Genomic DNA, 14,655 nt, shown 5'->3' with positions numbered 1-14,655 from the left:
ACCGGCGGCCTTTGCCCTGACCGAGGAGACAAAACACATGACGCTGCCGCTGTCCCGCGCCGCGACGGCGCGCATTGCACCGTTTGCGCTGTTCATGGCGCTGCTGGCCCTGCGGGGGGCGCTCGGCGAGGACCCCCGCATCGATGCCCGCTGGCTGTACGGCTTCAGCGTGGTCGCGACCGCGGCCGTGCTGGCCTGGTTCTGGCGCGACTACGTCGAGCTGGCCCGCACTCATTGGCCCGATGTCAAGGAATGGGCTCTGGCGATCGCGGTCGGGCTGGCGGTGTTCTGCCTGTGGATCGAACTGACCGCACCGTGGATGGTGCTCGGCGAGCCCGCTGCGCGGTTCCGGCCGGTGGACGCACAGGGGCAGCTGGACTGGTCGCTGGTCGCGATGCGCTGGATCGGCGCGGTCCTGCTGGTCCCGGTCATGGAGGAGCTGTTCTGGCGCTCGTTCCTGATGCGCTGGGTGGAGCAACCCCGGTTCGGCAGCGTCGACCCGCGCCGCGTCGGCGTGCGCGCGATCGCGCTGTCCACCGCGGTGTTCGCGCTCGCGCACACGCTGTGGCTGGCCGCGATCGTGGCCGGGCTGGCCTACGCCTGGCTGTATCGCCACACCGGCAAGCTGTGGGTGCCGGTGGTGTCGCATGCCGTGACCAACGGGGCGCTGGGCGTGTGGGTGGTGCGCACCGGCCAGTGGCACTTCTGGTGAGCGGTGGCGGCTACGTCGCCGCTTCGCGCTTGAGGTCGCGGAACGCCGCAAACAGCCACGAGCGCATCGCGATCACCAGCGTGTAGGCCGCGCGCTGCGATTCCGGCAGCTTCTGGTCGGCCAGGTGCTGCTGCGCGAAGTCCTGGGCGACGCGCTGCAGCCGCTCGTTGAACAAGTGGGCTTGGCTGCGGCCGATCTGCCCGTGCACCAGCAGCAGCATCTCGCCTTCGCCGTCGAAGCCGCCGCCGTAGTAGTCCGCGACGACATGCTCGCGGAAGTACTGCATCACCGGCCCGTGCGGGCGCCAGCGGAACGCCTTGGAGAGCTTGAGCCGGTAGCGGTTCAGCGGGCGCAGCTCGATGATGCCGAGCCGGTCGAGCCGGGCCAGGTACTTCACGACCTCGGCCTCGGTCAGCGTGTAGGTCGCGAGGATCTGCTCGAAGGTCCACTGGCTCAGGCAGCAGATCGCCACCAGCAGCAGCTTGCGGTCGGCCACCACCGCCTTTTCCTGCTCCGGCGTCAGCTCGCGCAGCAGCGGCTGGGCATCGGACACCTTGCGCGCGAGCTCGGCGAAGTCCAGCTTCAGCACGCGGCAGATCTCGTCGATGCGCGACAGCGGCATGTCGCCCCTGGCGAAGATGCGCTTGACGCTGGACTCGGCCAGGCCCAGCTGCGCGGCCAGGCGCGCGTAGGTCAGGCCGGCCGCCTTCAGTTCCACCTTCAGGGCGTCCACCAGGTCGCGGGTCGTGCTCATGGGGCGATGCTAGCCCAAAGTATCGCCAAACGATACCGGAAGGCTGGATGCGCGCAACGAAGTGTTGTCTCGTTGATCTTCGCGGTGCCGGCGCGGAACATGCACGCCGTGTTCAACCACCCGCGAGAGACCATGTCCCACACGCCTGTCCTCATCCGCCGCGACACCCGGGCCTGGAAGGCCCAGGTGTGGATCGCCTTCGGCACTGCCGTCACGCTGTGCGGCAGCGGGCTGGCCTGGCTGCCCGGCCAGGGCATCGACCGCGCCTTCATGGTGATGGGGTACGTCTTCTGCCTGATGGCGGCCTTCGTGCTCGCGAAGTTCGTGCGCGACAGCGAGGCCTGCACCGCCGACACGCCGCTGTGGAAGCTGGTGGTCTGGGGCGGCTTCGCGCTGGCGATGTCGCTCACCGGCTGGGGCCTGTGGCGCATGGAGATCTCCCCGCCTTACAAGGCCTTTCTCGGCGTGAGCTGGCTGTTTCTGATCTCCAACGCCTTCACGCTGGCCAAGACGCTGCGCGACGCCCACGAAGCCGACCTGGCCGAAGCCCGCGCCCGCCGCGCCGCCGCGGCTCTGGACACCCACTGATCACGACCATCCGGAGGGAGAACGTCATGAACCCGCGCATCCTTCGCATGTCGGCCGTGCTCGCGGCCCCGGTCCTCGCCATCGCGTGCCTCGGCACGCCGCGCCTGGCCCAGGCGCACGACGCCTCCGAGGCGAGCGTCGCGCTGTCGGCCCTGCCGGTGGTCGTGTCGGTGGCCGCGCCGGCGACGCTGCTGTCCGGTGGCGCGGCGCTCACGGTGGTGGCCGTCGAGGCTTCGGCCGAAGGCGCCGTGTGGGTGCTGGAGCGCGCCGCCGACGGCGCCCGTGCCACCCTGCGGCTGAGCACGAAGGCGGCCGGCGCGGCGTCGCTGGCGGTCGGCACCGTGGTCACCGCCACCGCGATCGGCGCGGGCTGCATCCTGTCGGCCGCCGGCCAGGTGATTGCCTTCATCCCGAACCGGATCGGCGCGGCGCTGCTGCACGACGAGCGCCTCACCCACTGAAAGCCAGGAGGTGCCGCCATGCGATGCCGTCATCTCGCCGCCGCCTTGGCGCTCGTGGCCACGCTGTGCGCCACGCCGGCCCAGGCCGGCCGCACCTGCGAGGCCCGGCCGCTGACCGTGCAGGCGCTGCAGCAGGGCCTGGAGCTGGCCGAGCGCACCGCGCGCTGGCTGGACGCCTCGGGTGCCCAGGTCGCGGTGATCGCCCGCGTCGGGCAGGACCTGAGCCGCTACGGGCTGCGCTACTCGCACCTGGGCCTGGCCTACCGCGAGATGCGCGACGGCCAGCCGGTCTGGCGCGTGGTGCACAAGCTCAACCAGTGCGGCAGCGACCGTGCCGCGCTGTACCGGCAGGGGCTGGGCGAGTTCTTCCTCGACGACCTGCATGCCCACGAAGCCGGCATCGTGCTGCTGGCGCCGCAGGTGCAGGCGCCGCTGCAGGCCCTGCTGCGCGACGACCGCCGCGTCGCGGCGCTGCACGTGCCGGCCTACAACATGGTCGCCTACCCCTGGTCGGTGCGCTACCAGCAGTCCAACCAGTGGGCCATCGAGACGCTCGCGCTGGCGCTGGAGCCGCAGGTGCGCCAGCGCGAGCAGGCGCAGGCCTGGCTGCGCCTGCGCGACTACCGGCCCACCACGCTGCGCCTGGGCGCGCTGACCCGCCTGGGCGGACGCCTCACCTCGGCCAACGTGGCGTTCGACGACCACCCCGGCGAGAAGCGCTTCGCCGGCCGCATCGAGACGGTCACCGTCGACTCGGTGTTCGGCTGGCTGGAGCGCAGCGGCCTCGGCCAGCCCGCACAGGTGGTGCGCTGACGCACCCACCGGGCCGGCCATCGTGGCGCCGGCCCGACAGCCGCCGGGCCTTCCCGCGGCGCTGCGGTTACGCTAGCGCCCGCCGCGCCGCCCGCCCCGGTCCCGAAGGTTCACCGCAGGACACCTGCACGCCCCATGGACGCACAACCGCACACCCGACATCCCAGCCAGTTCGCGCTGCTCGGCCAGCGCCGCTTCGCCCCCTTCTTCTGGACCCAGTTCCTCGGCGCGGGCAACGACAACCTGTTCAAGTTCGCCTTCACGGTGCTGGTGACCTACCAGGTGCAGGTCAGCTGGCTGCCGCCGTCGCTCGCTGGGCTGGTGATCGGCGCGCTGTTCATCCTGCCCTTCCTGCTGTTCTCGGCCACCAGCGGGCAGCTGGCCGACAAGCACGACAAGGCGCAGCTGATCCGCTTCGTGAAGTGGCTGGAGATCGCGATCATGGCGCTGGCCGGCTGGGGTTTCGTCGCGCAGCAGGTCGCGCTGCTGCTGGCCTGCGTGTTCCTGATGGGCCTGCACTCGACGCTGTTCGGCCCGGTCAAGTACGCCTACCTGCCGCAGCACCTGGACGAGCGAGAGCTGACCGGGGGCAACGGCATGGTCGAGATGGGCACCTTCGTCGCGATCCTGCTCGGCAACGTCGCCGGCGGCCTGCTGATCGCGGTGCCGCAGGCGGGCGCGCAGTACGTGGCCTGGGCCTGCCTCGGCCTGGCGGTGCTGGGTCGGGTGACGGCGCAGTACGTGCCGGCGTCGCCGGCCACCGACCCCGGCCTGCGGATCAACTGGAACCCTTTCACCGAGACCTGGCGCAACCTGATGCTCGCGCGCGGGAACGTCGCGGTGTTCCGCTCCATCCTGGGCATCTCGTGGATGTGGTTCTTCGGCGCGGTGTTCCTGTCGCAGTTCCCCTCGTTCGCGAAGGAGGTGCTGCACGGCGACGAGCAGGTCGCCTCGATGCTGCTGGTGGTGTTCTCGGTCGGCATCGGCGTGGGCTCGCTGCTGTGCGAGACGCTGTCGCGCCGCCACGTGGAGATCGGCCTGGTGCCGGTCGGCGCGATCGGCATGACGGTGTTCGCGGTGGACCTGTACTTCGCCTCGCGCGGGCTGGGGGGCGGGGAGGCCGGCTACACGCTGCGCGGGTTCCTGGCCGAGCCGGCGCACTGGCGCGTGATCGCCGACCTGTTCCTGCTGTCGCTGTGCGCCGGGCTGTACAGCGTGCCGATGTACGCGCTGATCCAGCTGCGCGCCCAGCCCACGCACCGCGCGCGCATCATCGCGGCGAACAACATCCTCAACGCGTTGTTCATGATCGCCAGTGCCGTGCTGGCCGGCGGCCTGATCCAGGCCGGCTTCGACATCCCGCAGGTGTTCCTGGTCGTGGGCCTGCTCAACGCAGCGGTGGGCTGCTACATCTTCCTGCTGGTGCCCGAATACCTGCTGCGCTTCGTCGCGCTGCTGGCCTCGCGCTGCATCTACCGCTTCAAGGTGCGCGGCGACGAGCACATCCCGGTGCAGGGCCCGGCCATCCTGGCGGCCAACCACGTCAGCTTCGTCGACGCCATCCTGCTGATGGCGGCGAGCCCGCGGCCCATCGTGTTCATCATGGACCACCGCATCTTCCGCATCCCGGTGCTGGGCTGGCTGTTCCGGCTCGCCAAGGCGATCCCGATCGCGCCGCAGAAGGAGGACCCGGTGGTCTACGAGCGTGCCTTCGCCGAGGCCGAACGCGTGCTGCGCGAGGGCGAGCTGCTGGGCATCTTCCCCGAGGGCGCGATCACCCGCGACGGGCAGCTGCAGGAGTTCCGCGGCGGCATCATGAAGATCCTCGAGAAGCAGCCGGTGCCGGTGGTGCCGGTGGCGCTGCAGAACCTGTGGGGCTCGTTCTTCTCGCGCGTCGAGCAGGGCCGGGCGATGGTGCGGCCGTTCCGGCGCGGCATGTTCAGCCGCGTCGGGCTGGTGGCCGGCACGCCGCTGCCGCCCGAGGCGGTGACGCCGCAGGGCCTGCGCCAGCGGGTCGCCCAGCTGCTCGCGGCGTGAGGTCATGCGGGCGGCGCGGGGCGGACGGGTTACATTGGGCGGTTCTCCCGAACGCATATCCCGACCATGCTCGCCTACCGACACGCCTTCCATGCGGGCAACCATGCCGACGTGCTCAAGCACCTGGTGTTCGTGCAGGTGCTGCGCTACCTGGGCACCAAGGACAAGCCCTACTGGCTGATCGACACCCACGCCGGCGCGGGCGCCTACAAGCTCGGCAGCCGCCATGCGCAGCTGCATGCCGAATACGAGCAGGGCATCGCGCGGCTGTGGGAACGCGACGACCTGCCGCCGGCGGTGGCGGACTACGTCGACCTGGTGCGCGCACACAACCCGGACGGCACGCTGCGCCACTATCCCGGTTCGCCCGCGCTGGCGCTGCAGCTGCTGCGCCCGCAGGACCGGCTGCGGCTGTGGGAACTGCACCCGACCGACATCAAGCTGCTCGCGCAGCACTTCGGCCAGCAGCCGCACACCGAGGTACACCACGGCGACGGGTTCGCGGGGCTGAAGTCGCAGCTGCCGCCGCCCACGCGGCGCGGTGCGGTGCTGATCGACCCGCCGTACGAGCTGAAGGCCGACTACGGGCTGGTGGTCAACACCGTGCGCGACGCGATGAAGCGCTTCGCCGAGGGCGTCGTCATGGTGTGGTACCCGCAGCTGCCGCGCATCGAGTCGCAGCAGCTGCCGCAGCGGCTCAAGTCCGCGGCGCCCAAGGGCTGGCTGCACGTGCGCATGACGGTGCAGCGCCCGGGCCCGGACGGGTTCGGGCTGCTGGGCAGCGGCATGTTCGTGATCAACCCGCCCTGGGTGCTGCACGACACGCTGCAGCAGGTGATGCCCTGGCTGACGCAGGCGCTGGCGCAGTACGACGGCGCCAGCTTCCTGCTCGAGCAGCACGCGGTCTGAGGCCGCGCCGGGGCGTCAGACGCCGCGCGCGCGGTCCTGCGCGAACTGCCTGCGGAACCCGGCGAAGTTGCCGGCGTCCAGCGCCTCGCGGATCTCGCGCATCAGGTTCAGGTAGTAGTGCAGGTTGTGGATGCTGGTCAGCATCGGGCCCAGCATCTCGCCGCAGCGGTCCAGGTGGTGCAGGTAGGCGCGGCTGAAGTGCCGGCAGGTGTAGCAGGTGCAGGTCTCGTCGACCGGGCGCTCGTCGGTCTTGTAGCGGCTGTTGCGCAGCCGCAGGTCGCCGTAGCGCGTGAACAGGTGGCCGTTGCGTGCGTTGCGCGTGGGCATCACGCAGTCGAACATGTCGATGCCGCTGGCCACGCCGTCGACCAGGTCCTCGGGCGTGCCCACGCCCATCAGGTAGTGCGGCTTGTGCGCCGGCAGCTTCGGGCCGATGTGCGACAGCACGCGCAGCATCTCTTCCTTCGGTTCGCCCACGCTCAGGCCGCCCACCGCCAGGCCGGGGAAGTCCAGCGCCTCCAGGCCCGCGAGCGACTCGTCGCGCAGGTGGGTGTACATGCCGCCCTGCACGATGCCGAACAGCGCGTTGGGGTTCTCCAGCCGCTCGAACTCGGCCAGGCAGCGCTTGGCCCAGCGCAGGCTCAGCTCCATCGAGGCGCGCGCCTCCTTCTCGGTGGTCACGTGCCCGCTGGCCTTGTCGCCCATGATGTAGGGCGTGCACTCGTCGAACTGCATCACGATGTCCGAGTTCAGCACGCGCTGGATCTGCATGCTGACCTCGGGCGTGAGGAACAGCTTGTCGCCGTTGACCGGCGAGGCGAACTTCACGCCCTCCTCGCTGATCTTGCGCATCTCGCCCAGGCTCCACACCTGGAAGCCGCCGCTGTCGGTCAGGATGGGCTTGTGCCAGCCCTCGAAGCGGTGCAGCCCGCCGAACTGGCGCAGCACGTCCAGCCCCGGGCGCAGCCACAGGTGGAAGGTGTTGCCCAGGATGATCTGCGCGCCCATCTCTTCCAGCGAGCGCGGCATCACGCCCTTGACCGTGCCGTAGGTGCCCACCGGCATGAAGATGGGCGTCTCGACCACGCCGTGGTTGAGCGTGAGCCGGCCGCGGCGGGCGTGCCCTTCGGTCTTCAGGATCTCGAAATGCAGGCCGCGCGACAGCACGGGCGCGGCGGTGTCGGTGGTGGTCATGGAGGGTTCAGGGCAGGGGCGCCGCGGTCGGCGCAGGTCGGCCGGCTAGTGTAGCGAACCCGTCGGGGGCGCATCCGGATGCGCGATATGCGCACTTGTGCGCGGCAGGCGCGCGGCTTGCATGCGGCGGACGGATACGCCGTGAAACAATCCGGACGCTGGTTCGCGCCGTCCTCCTTTCCATGAAGATCCTGCTGATTGACGACCACCCGCTGTTCCTTGATGGCCTGTCGCTGTTGTTTGCGCAGGAGTTCCCGCACGCCGAGGTCCTGCAGGCGCAGAGCCTGGCCGAGGCCGAGGCGCTGCTGACGGGCGATGCCGGCATCGACTGGGTGCTGCTGGACCTGGGCCTGCCCGACAGCGACGGCATCGCCGCGCTGGAGCGGGTGCACCAGCTGCGGCCGGACGTGGTGTGCGTCGTGATGTCGGCCGACGAGCGCCCCGGCACCATCCTGGCGGCGCTGGACCGCGGCGCGGCCGGCTTCCTGCCGAAGACGACCCGGCACGGCGAGCTGCGGCGGGCGCTGCAGCAGATGATGAACGGCGGCGTCTACCTGCCGACCACGGTGCTGGCCGCCGAGCCGGCCGGCTCCACCACGCCCCGCCCGGAAGCGGGCAGCATCACCGCGCTCGGGCTGTCGCCGCGCCAGGGCGACGTGCTGCGGCTGCTGATCGAGGGCAAGCCGAACAAGCTGATCTGCCGCGACCTGGGCCTGTCGGAGTCGACGGTCAAGACCCACCTGGCGGCGATCTTCCGCAAGCTGGGGGCGAGCTCGCGCACGCAGGCGGTCGTCGCCGCGGCCCGCCTGGGCCTGCAGCTGCCGACACCGGCGGCCGCACGCAGCCGCCAGCCCCTGTCCTGACCACGCCCCGGGTGGGGCCGCTCAGGCCTGCAGCGCGTCGAGCAGGGCCTCGGCGCGGAACGGCTTGTGCAGCACGCGCACGCCGGCGGCGGTCATGCGCGCCAGCTCGGCCGGGGCGGTGTCGCCGGTGATGATGACCGCCGGCAGCGCGCCGAAGCGCTCGCGGACCGCGGCGATCACCTGCAGCCCGTCGCCGTCGGGCAGGCGGTAGTCCGACACCAGCAGGTCCGGGCGCCTGGCGCGGGGGCCGTCCAGCCAGCGCCGCAGCGCCGCGACCGACTCGAACACGTCCACCTGCGCCTGCCACAGTTCCATGCGCGCGTTCAGCGCCTCGCGCACCGCGGGGTCGTCCTCCACGATCACCACGCACCGGCCCCGCAGGCGCGGCACCGGCTGCGGCGCCGCCGGCGCCGGGACTGCCTCGGGCACCAGCGGCAGCTCGATCCAGAAGCACGAGCCCTGCCCGGGCTGCGAGCGCAGGCCGACCGGATGGCCCAGCATCGCCGCCGAGCGCTGCACGATCGCCAGGCCGAGGCCCATGCCGCGCGAGCGCTCGCGCTGCGGGTTGTTCAGCTGCACGAACTCCTGGAAGATCGCCTCCTGGTGTTCCGGCGCGATGCCGATGCCGGTGTCGTAGACCTCGATGCGCACCCGGTCGCCGCGCCGGCGCGCCGCGACCAGCACGCCGCCTTCCCGGGTGTACTTCACCGCGTTGCCGACCAGGTTGCGCACGATGCGGTCCAGCATCACCGGGTCGGACTCGACGACCAGCGCGGTCGGACGCAGGCGCAGGCGCAGCCCCTTCATCGCCGCGGCGGGCTGCTCGTGCACCTCGATCGCGTCGAACAGGTCCGACACGCGCACCGGCGCGCGGTGCGGCGTCACGCTGCCCGACTCCAGCTGCGACAGGTCCAGCAGCCCGGTCAGCAGCCCTTCCATCGCGCCCACCGCCTCGTCCAGGCGGTCCAGCAGCTTGCGCACCTGCGGCGGGGGCGAGACGCTGCTGTCCTTGACCATGCCCACCAGCAGGCCGATGGTCACCAGCGGCTGGCGCAGGTCGTGGCTGGCCGAGGCGAGGAAGCGGGTCTTGGCGGCGTTGGCGCGCTCCATCTCCGCGGTGCGCTCGGCGACGCGCCGCTCCAGGTGCACGTTGAGCACCTCGACCTCGCTCATCGCACGCACCATGCGCTGCAGCAGGGCCATCGAGAAGGCGCCGAGCGACAGCGGCATCACGTAGGGCAGCAGGTAGCTCTCGGTGATCGGCAGCCAGTTGGCCGTCTGCATCGCATAGTCGTGCAGCACCGCGGCGAGCATGCAGGCGACGCCGATCGCGAGCGCCGCGGCCGCCCTGCCGCCGCGCATCCAGGCCGCGCGCCCGGTCAGCCACAGCACCGGCAGGCAGGACAGCAACAGCAGGGGGTAGGTGTAGATGCGCACCGCCTGCAGCGCCTCGTAAGCCGCCGCCCACGCCCCGACGACCGGCAGCACCACGGCGGCGGCTACCAGCAGCCGGGTGTAGCGCGGCCAGCGCTGCCGGGCGTAGGCCTGCGCGAAGACGCCGAGCAGCACGGCGCTCCACACCTGCGCGGTGTAGAAGAACCAGTCCGACGCGCGCGCCGGCACCAGGGCGGTGTCCATGAAGTAGGTGTAGTTGCGCACCGAGCCGAGCAGCATCAGCGCGCCGAAGCTGCCCAGGGTCAGGTCCTTGCGCCGCTGGCGCCAGATCAGCAGCAGGAACACCGCCAGGCCCGCCGCGCCCAGGTTGAGCGCCTGGGGCAGGGCGACGCTGGAGATCAGGCGGCGCTGGTGGGTCTGGCGCAGCGTGGACATCGGCCCGATCTCCACGTCCGACAGCCCGGCGCGTGTCGTGTAGCGCACGTCCACGGTCACTTCGTTCAGGCCGGGGCGCAGCAGCGAGGGCGGCACGCTGACCAGGGCCGGTACCGGCACGCCGGGGTTGGCTTCGCCGGGGCCCTGGGCGCGGCCGTCGGCCAGCTCGCCGTTGACGTGGATCTGGTGCCAGGTGCTCAGGCGCGTGAAGATCAGCGCCAGCGCCTCGCCGGGCATCCCGTCCAGCTCGAAGGTGAAGCGGTAGCGGCCGGGCGTCGCGTGGTCGACGCCGCGATAGGCCCAGGTGTCGGGCAGGCGCACGCGCTCCGGGACGCGGCCGGGCACCTCGAACCAGGCCTCGGTCACGCGCTGCACGTCCGGTCCGGGATGGTCAGGGACGGCGGGCGGGGCGAACACCACGGCGGCCAGCAAGGCCAGCGCGGCTCCCGCCAGCCAGAGCGCGAGGCCGGCGGGAGGGGGCAGGACCGGCTGCCAGCCCTTCAGCCGGTCGCGCCACGACTTCAACAACTGCATGCCGCGCAGCCTACAGGGATTTCGGGGCCTTTCACCTGTGAACAAATCACGGCATATCGTCCGAATGGCCGATATGCCCGGCCGGGATCCATGGCGACACTGCGCGCAACGGCGATTGCGCGCTGTGCCCCCACTGAAGTTCTGCAGAAAGGTTTTCCCATGACATTTGCAACCCGACCGACCTGGAAGAAGGCGGCAATCGCCCTGGCCATGACCGCAGCGCTGGCCGCCTGCGGTGGCGGTGGTGGCGGCAGCAGCGGCGGCGGCAATGGCGGCGGCGGCAATGGCCCCGCGGTGGGCGTGTTCGTCGACGCACCCGTCAACGGCCTGAGCTACTCCGCCGCCCCCTCGGGCAAGGCCGGCGTGACCGGCGACGCGGGCGGCGCGGGCACCTTCTCGTACGAACCCGGCGACACCGTCACTTTCGAGCTGGGCGGGCTGACCCTGGGCAGCATGACGCTGGAAGAGGAAGGCGGCGTGGTGACGCCGTCGGTGCTGTCGGATGACCCGAACGTCGTGGCCAACCTGCTGGTGCTGCTGCAGTCGCTCGACGACCCGAGCGACGGGGTCATCGACATCAGCCTGCCCCAGTCGGTCAGCCTGACCGGCCTGACCCTGACCGAAGACCCGGAAATCTTCGTGGCGACCCCCGCCTTCACCAGCGCGGTCGACGCCGCGGGTGGTGAAGTGGTTTCGGTCGAGGTCGCCAAGGAGCACGCCACGGCGCAGTTCTGGTCGCAGGTCGCCGGCGCCTGGCACTTCAAGGCCGAGGACGAGGACAGCCACGTGCTCCTGGTGGTCGACGCCCAGGGCCGCTACCTGATCGGCGAGACCGGCCAGCCCGACAGCGACGGCAGCCCGAGCGTCGAGCAGGGGATCATCAACTGGGATCCGCTCACCCGCGACGCGCAGGTCATGTGGGACATCGACGACAACGGCGAATGGGGCATGTCGCACCCGCCGAGCGGCAAGTGGAGCATCGCCTATGACGGCTACATGCTGAAGATCCACGACACCGAGGAACACGACGACGGCGCCGACTTCGTCCGCGTGCCGACGTCCTCGGGCAACCGGCTGCTCGGGACCTGGGCCGTGGTCGGCGACGACTTCGACGCGGCGGCCGACGAGCTGCCCATCGTCACCCAGACCTTCAGCTTCTTCGCCGACAACACCTACCTGATGCTCGACCCGGTGGGCGACGAGGAATGCGGCCGCCTCGGCATCGAGAACGCCAAGTACAGCTACGCGAACGGCACGCTGGCGGTCCAGCAGCAGGTGCTGCAGGACACCAACGGCTGCGCCGGCCTGAACGACACCGGCGGCACCGGCCGCGGCCAGCTGCGCAACATCCGGTTCGCGGCCGACGGCAACTCGTTCACTGCCGACGTCCACGTCGAGTCGGGCGCCAAGGAAGGCTCGGTGCGGATGGTCCGCATCGGCCGGTAAACCGCACGCATCGGTATCCGCCTCCACGCCACGGGGCCGGCCAGCGCCGGCCCCGTTTTGCCTTCCGGGTCCCGTCGCGGGGCGTCCGTCTTCCCGAGGCCGGGAACGACCACCGCGCACCGCACGCCAGGCCCTCCGAACCTGTCCGTCATCCCGTTCTGGAAGCTGTCATGTCCCTGCGTGCATTCGTCCTGGCCTGCGCGATGCTGGTGCTGGCCGGCTGCGGCTCCGTCCACTACCAGGAGCGCGCCGTCCTGGTCGGCCAGTACAGCGAGTGGCGCAAGGCACCCGGCCGCACCGACCAGCCCGTCGTGGTGACCAAGCCGCGCGCGCGTGATGCGCTGCTGGTGGCGGACGTCGGGCAGTACACGGTCGAACGCCAGTGGACCTACGAGGTCTACCGCATCGAGGGGCGTCGCACCCGCGAGCCGGACATGGTGTCGCTCGCGCTCGGGGCGGCCACGCTGGGCCTGGGCTGCGCCATCGACACCGAAGGCTGCTTCGGCGAATACGGCGAGTGGGAGGAACGGCAGACCCAGCGCCGCAACGAGCGCTCCACCGACAACGAACGCCGCGGACCGCTGGAGCCGCTGCAGCGGCCGCTGTCGTTCACGGTGCGCGTGCAGGGGCTGGACCCCAGGGAGCGTCCGGTGGGCGAGGTGCAGCGCGTCATCGCCTCCACCGAGGGCGAGCTGCGCGTGCCGCTGGCGGCGATGGCGCAGCGCCTGCCGAAGCGGCCGACCACCCTGCTGGTCGAGGCCAAGGCGCCGGGCGTGGCCGAGCCGCTGCTCGCCAGCGTCCCGGGGCACCTCGTCACCGACCTGCAGCTCGACGCCGACCAGTGGCTGCCGCCGGCCGAGCAGCTGCGGGTCTACCGGGCACGCCTGGCACCTGCGCTGCGCGCCGGCAACCACGAGGCGGCGCAGAAGATCTTCGAGCGCATCGAGCAGGTCAATCCCGAGCCACCGGCCGAGATCCAGTTCCTGCACGCCAACACGCTGGTCAAGCTGCGCCGCAACGCCGCGGCGCGCCGGAAGCTCGAGCAGTACCTGGCCCGCACCGGCGGCAACGGCGAGCACGCCGCCGAAGCCCGGCGCCTGCTGTCCGGCCTGTGAGCGCGTCCCCGACGCGCCGTGCCCCGATCCACCCCGCATTGCCTGCTGCCATGTCCAAGATGCCGACCTTGCTGCGCCTGCTGGCGCCGGCCGTCCTCAGCCTGGGCCTGAGCGCGCCCGCCTGGGCGCAGCTGCCGCCCGAGATCGAACTCGACCGCCTCAACACGCGCGCCGCGGCCGCGATCGAGGCACGCGACTGGGAAGGCGCGCTGAAGGCGCTGGACGCGATGGCGAAGCTGGATGCCGCGCTGCCGGTCAACTACCACTACCACCGCGCGCGTGCGCTGGCCGAGCTGCAGCGCTACCTGGACGCGAAGAAGGCGCTGGAGACCTACCTGACCCAGCAGGGCCGCCAGGCGCGCTTCTACCAGCAGGCGCTGGAGATGCTCGGCGAGCTCGAGGCGCCCGCGGCGCAGCAGGCCCGCGAGGTGGCCGCGCGCGAGGCCCAGGAGGAGGCCCTGCGCCAGCACCGCGAGGACGAGAGCCGTTCGCGCGCGCTGATCCGCCACCAGCAGGGCACGGGGGCGGGCGTGGCCGCGCTGGCCTTCAGCCCCGACGGCCGGCTGCTGGCCAGCGGGCACCGTCACGGCCGGCTGCTCGTCTGGAACGCCGAGCGGGCCGTGCGGCAGGCCGAGGGGGCGGTCGACGGGGCGGTGCGCAGCCTGGCCCCGAACCCGGTGACGCGCCACGTGGCGGTCGCCACCACCAAGCAGGCCGGCGTGTGGACCGCCGTCGACGGCGTCGAGCTGCGCGGCTCGACGCTCGCGCAGCCCACGGGGCGGGTCGCGTTCAGCCCGGACGGCCTGTGGATGGTCACCGGCGGCGACGACGGGCAGGTGCGCCTGTGGGACCTGGCCGAGCGCAGCTACCAGAACCTGCTGAAGTTCAAGGGCCCGGTCACGGCCCTGGCCTACAGCGACGACGGCCAGCAGCTGCTGGTGGCCGCGCGCGCCGGCACGGGCAGCGAGCTGAGCGTGCGCCGTACCGGGTCGTGGGCGGAGGCGGGCGCGCTGCTCACCCGCGGCGAGGTGGCGGACGCGCTGTTCTCCGCCGACGGTTCGACGGTGTACTTCCTCGACAGCGACAGCCGGGCCGTGGGCGCCTGGAGGCCCCGCGACGGCAAGACCTGGCGCCGGCTGGCCACGGACCCGAAGGCGGCCGCCAACGTGCTGGCGCGCTCGGCCTCGCTGCTGGCCGTCGGACGCGCCGAGCGCGTCGAGCTGTACGACCTGCGCAGCGGCCAGGCCGTGGGCCGGCTGGTGGCGCCGCTGGTCACCAGCGTGCAGGCGCTGGCCTTCAGCCCCGACGGCCGCACGCTGGTCTCCGGCGACCAGCTGGGCATGCTGCGCTGGTGGAACGTCAGCGGCTTCTGAGCATGGGGGCGACCGTGCGCTGGCGG

At 71.7% G+C, this 14,655-nt stretch carries 13 protein-coding genes; 10 read left to right on the top strand and 3 right to left on the bottom strand.

Annotated features, from left to right (window positions below; translation table 11 throughout):
• The first annotated feature begins 37 nt into the window (after positions 1–37).
• Positions 38–712, top strand: coding sequence for a CAAX prenyl protease-related protein (locus IS481_RS17320; protein ID WP_104356409.1), 675 nt, complete (start codon positions 38–40; stop codon positions 710–712).
• Positions 713–722: 10 nt separating this feature from the next.
• On the opposite strand, the gene IS481_RS17315 is transcribed toward IS481_RS17320, so the two are convergent.
• The gene (locus IS481_RS17315) at positions 723–1,466 is read right to left on the bottom strand and encodes a helix-turn-helix domain-containing protein (RefSeq protein ID WP_104356408.1); all 744 of its coding nucleotides are present in this window, start codon (positions 1,464–1,466) and stop codon (positions 723–725) included.
• Between the two features lie 132 nt (positions 1,467–1,598).
• Here IS481_RS17315 and IS481_RS17310 point away from each other — a divergent pair, with 132 nt between their 5' ends.
• The 5 genes from IS481_RS17310 (at position 1,599) to IS481_RS17290 (ending at position 6,274) form a co-directional block, all read left to right on the top strand.
• Complete coding sequence (locus tag IS481_RS17310; protein WP_104356436.1) at positions 1,599–2,054, top strand: YiaA/YiaB family inner membrane protein; 456 nt, start codon at positions 1,599–1,601, stop codon at positions 2,052–2,054.
• 26 nt (positions 2,055–2,080) lie between these two features.
• Entirely contained in the window at positions 2,081–2,515 is a 435-nt protein-coding gene (locus tag IS481_RS17305) for a hypothetical protein (RefSeq protein WP_104356407.1), read from the top strand.
• An 18-nt stretch (positions 2,516–2,533) separates the two neighbouring features.
• On the top strand, positions 2,534–3,328 hold the full coding sequence (locus IS481_RS17300; protein ID WP_104356406.1) for a DUF2145 domain-containing protein: 795 nt from the start codon (positions 2,534–2,536) through the stop codon (positions 3,326–3,328).
• A gap of 135 nt (positions 3,329–3,463) precedes the next feature.
• Entirely contained in the window at positions 3,464–5,365 is a 1,902-nt protein-coding gene (locus IS481_RS17295) for an MFS transporter (RefSeq protein ID WP_104356405.1), read from the top strand.
• 66 nt (positions 5,366–5,431) lie between these two features.
• The gene (locus IS481_RS17290) at positions 5,432–6,274 is read left to right on the top strand and encodes a 23S rRNA (adenine(2030)-N(6))-methyltransferase RlmJ (RefSeq protein WP_104356404.1); all 843 of its coding nucleotides are present in this window, start codon (positions 5,432–5,434) and stop codon (positions 6,272–6,274) included.
• A 15-nt stretch (positions 6,275–6,289) separates the two neighbouring features.
• Here the strand turns inward: IS481_RS17290 and tgt are convergent, their stop codons facing one another.
• The gene (gene tgt / locus IS481_RS17285; RefSeq protein ID WP_104356403.1) at positions 6,290–7,468 is read right to left on the bottom strand and encodes a tRNA guanosine(34) transglycosylase Tgt; all 1,179 of its coding nucleotides are present in this window, start codon (positions 7,466–7,468) and stop codon (positions 6,290–6,292) included.
• Positions 7,469–7,650: 182 nt separating this feature from the next.
• Here tgt and IS481_RS17280 point away from each other — a divergent pair, with 182 nt between their 5' ends.
• Positions 7,651–8,331 (top strand): response regulator, encoded by a 681-nt coding sequence (locus IS481_RS17280; protein ID WP_104356402.1) that lies wholly within the window; start codon positions 7,651–7,653, stop codon positions 8,329–8,331.
• A 21-nt stretch (positions 8,332–8,352) separates the two neighbouring features.
• Here the strand turns inward: IS481_RS17280 and IS481_RS17275 are convergent, their stop codons facing one another.
• A complete protein-coding gene (locus tag IS481_RS17275; protein ID WP_104356401.1) occupies positions 8,353–10,695 on the bottom strand; it encodes an ATP-binding response regulator in 2,343 nt (780 codons plus the stop codon).
• A 159-nt stretch (positions 10,696–10,854) separates the two neighbouring features.
• Between IS481_RS17275 and IS481_RS17270 the strand changes: the two genes are divergently transcribed.
• From IS481_RS17270 to IS481_RS17260, 3 genes are all read left to right on the top strand, one after another.
• Entirely contained in the window at positions 10,855–12,141 is a 1,287-nt protein-coding gene (locus tag IS481_RS17270) for a hypothetical protein (RefSeq protein WP_146079511.1), read from the top strand.
• Between the two features lie 170 nt (positions 12,142–12,311).
• Positions 12,312–13,256 (top strand): tetratricopeptide repeat protein, encoded by a 945-nt coding sequence (locus IS481_RS17265; protein ID WP_104356399.1) that lies wholly within the window; start codon positions 12,312–12,314, stop codon positions 13,254–13,256.
• Positions 13,257–13,306: 50 nt separating this feature from the next.
• On the top strand, positions 13,307–14,629 hold the full coding sequence (locus tag IS481_RS17260) for a WD40 repeat domain-containing protein (protein WP_104356398.1): 1,323 nt from the start codon (positions 13,307–13,309) through the stop codon (positions 14,627–14,629).
• Positions 14,630–14,655 lie beyond the last annotated feature (26 nt).

The sequence above is a fragment of the Caldimonas thermodepolymerans genome (assembly GCF_015476235.1).
GTDB lineage: Bacteria > Pseudomonadota > Gammaproteobacteria > Burkholderiales > Burkholderiaceae_C > Caldimonas > Caldimonas thermodepolymerans.
The sequence above is the reverse complement of the archived record's forward strand: the minus strand, read 5'-3'. Positions and strand labels throughout refer to the sequence as shown.